This window comes from Tenacibaculum finnmarkense (genome assembly GCF_900239185.1).
Lineage (GTDB): Bacteria > Bacteroidota > Bacteroidia > Flavobacteriales > Flavobacteriaceae > Polaribacter > Polaribacter finnmarkensis.
Genome location: NZ_OENA01000043.1, coordinates 1 through 2218, shown reverse-complemented (window position 1 = coordinate 2218; position 2218 = coordinate 1). Strand labels below are relative to the sequence as shown.

Sequence of the window (2218 nt, the reverse complement as noted above, 5' to 3'; positions counted from 1 at the left end):
ATATAGTGGTAAAGGATTTAAGCAAATTACTTGGAAAAGTAATTATAAAACTTTGCAAGGTAGGTTTAATAGAAAGATGAAAATTGACAATGAAGAAGATGTTAACTGGATAGGTGGTGATAACCCCTATAAATTAAAAAACAATGCTAAAGACGCTATGGTATCTGCCTTAGCTTTTTGGGATTGGAAATTTTTAAATAGTAGAGCAGATATAGGAGATAGTTTAGATGCTGTTACTGCTGTTAGTAAAGAGGTAAATGCAAGCGATGATAGTGTTCCTGATCGCTATAATTTTTTTCAAAAAGCAATTGAAACTCTTAACGCCAAAGAATGTGTAGATTATAAAAGACGAGATGGTCAAATTGGTACAGTAGTAGTTGTAGATGGAAAAGCCCATGATAAATTTGATTATAAGAATAAGAAAGGTTTTGTTAATCTAAAAAATGTAGTGCGTTATAAAACATGCGTGTATCGTAGTATGGAACTAGATACTTATAAAAAATTAAAGGCGGAAGATAACCTACCGATACCTGATTATACGACCTATTTATCTAGAGACGCTCATGGGGATAAAATTAAATACGGAATCCACTCTGCTAATCGTTATGGCACAAATAATGAATGCCCGCCCGGAGAGTATTATTTGATACCAAAGGCAGAGAAAGGAGAGCAAAGCCATTCTATGTATGTTAGTGCAGGTGGTATACAGCCCACTATTCCCAATGGTCCTGATGGATATAGGGGTGGTATTGCCATACATAACTGGAATCCTAAATTTACAATAGGATGTCTTTCAACAGTACAATATACTAACGAATTAGAGACTGAATTATTTGAGAATATAGCAGATTTAAAAATAAAAAATAGAGAAGTTCGTATTATTATAGAAGAACGAGAAGTTATAGAAGAGCCTTGGACTGATAGTGTTGTAAACTCACCAACCAAGTGGACAGGAATTTTAGAAGATGAATAAAACATTAAACAAATGAAAATATTAAAATTAATTGTTACGTTTATTATTTTACTGCATGTTGGATGCAAGAACGTTGAAGAAAAATCTAAAGAATTATCAGATAAAATATCATCAACTGATGTCTTTATAAATAATGCTAAAACCATGGATACGATAAAAAAAAAGAGGTTTGATCCCCAAAAAGAGAATATAGAATATATAGAAAAGACTTTGATTCCTATTGCAGAAAAATTTTTAAAACAATGCAAAGATTTTACTCCATTACCTTATAATGAATTTCGTAAACAAGTACAAAAAGTATACGGTATTGATGTTGATGAATATTCAGATAATATTTTTCCTATGTCATATGATTTTATGCCAAACATAATCCTAAAAAAGCAGCGTATTGTTATTGATGAACCAATGCTTCTTGAAGGTGAAAATGCAGAAGAGACTACTTTTTGTGAGTATAATAATTTAATATTTTATGAAGATCAAAAGATAATCCATAAATACAAAAAGAAATGGAAAGGAGATTTAAAAAAATTAGTAAAATATTATGGTTATCATGGTAATAAAATGATCTTGTCCAGCGCATTTAGCCAAATCGATTTTTATAGTCATGTAGATGTTCCTGATTTATTATTTGATCTCGAAAAAATTGAAAACACTGATAAATTTCGACGAGTATTAAGACAAGAATTATTCAAAAAAGTATATGAGTATACTGATGGGGATTTTCCTATAGAAACTTATATGGAAGATATGATTTTAGATTCTATAAGTTATAAAGAACCAGATAAAACACTGGCTTTTATTATGAACACTGCTATCGATAGAGATTTACCTAAATGGGGGTTGCCAGAATACATTTATGATAGGTTTCCTGAATATCTAGAAAAAATGAAAATAGTAGATTATTATGGTTTTGAAAGACTAAAAGATTACAGTATTAAAGTTTACGGACAAACACCAAAGAATGATGGAAATCCAAAACCGATATATAAAAAAGCAATAATAAATGATGCTGATGGATATACTAATGTGAGAAACTGGAAAGGGAAAATTGTATTCAAAATAGAAGATGGAGAGAAGTTTATGGTATCCAAAGAGGGAAAGAACCTGATCGGGGATTCTTATAAAGAAGGATGGTGGTTTGTACGCTTTAAAGGTAATGAAGGTTGGGTGCATAGTAGTAGGGTTACTATAATCAAAGAATAATAGTTTTTTAATGATTAAAAAAAGAGAGCGGTTTATTTTAAT

Annotated in this window: 2 protein-coding genes; both read left to right on the top strand. The window is 30.4% G+C overall.

Annotated elements, in window-relative coordinates; translation table 11 throughout:
• A partial coding sequence (locus AQ1689_RS05355; protein WP_219618436.1) for a hypothetical protein occupies window positions 1–973 on the top strand: 973 nt, incomplete at its 5' end.
• Window positions 974–985: 12 nt separating this feature from the next.
• Complete coding sequence (locus AQ1689_RS05350; protein ID WP_101955420.1) at window positions 986–2176, top strand: SH3 domain-containing protein; 1191 nt, start codon at window positions 986–988, stop codon at window positions 2174–2176.
• The last annotated feature ends 42 nt before the right edge of the window (window positions 2177–2218 follow it).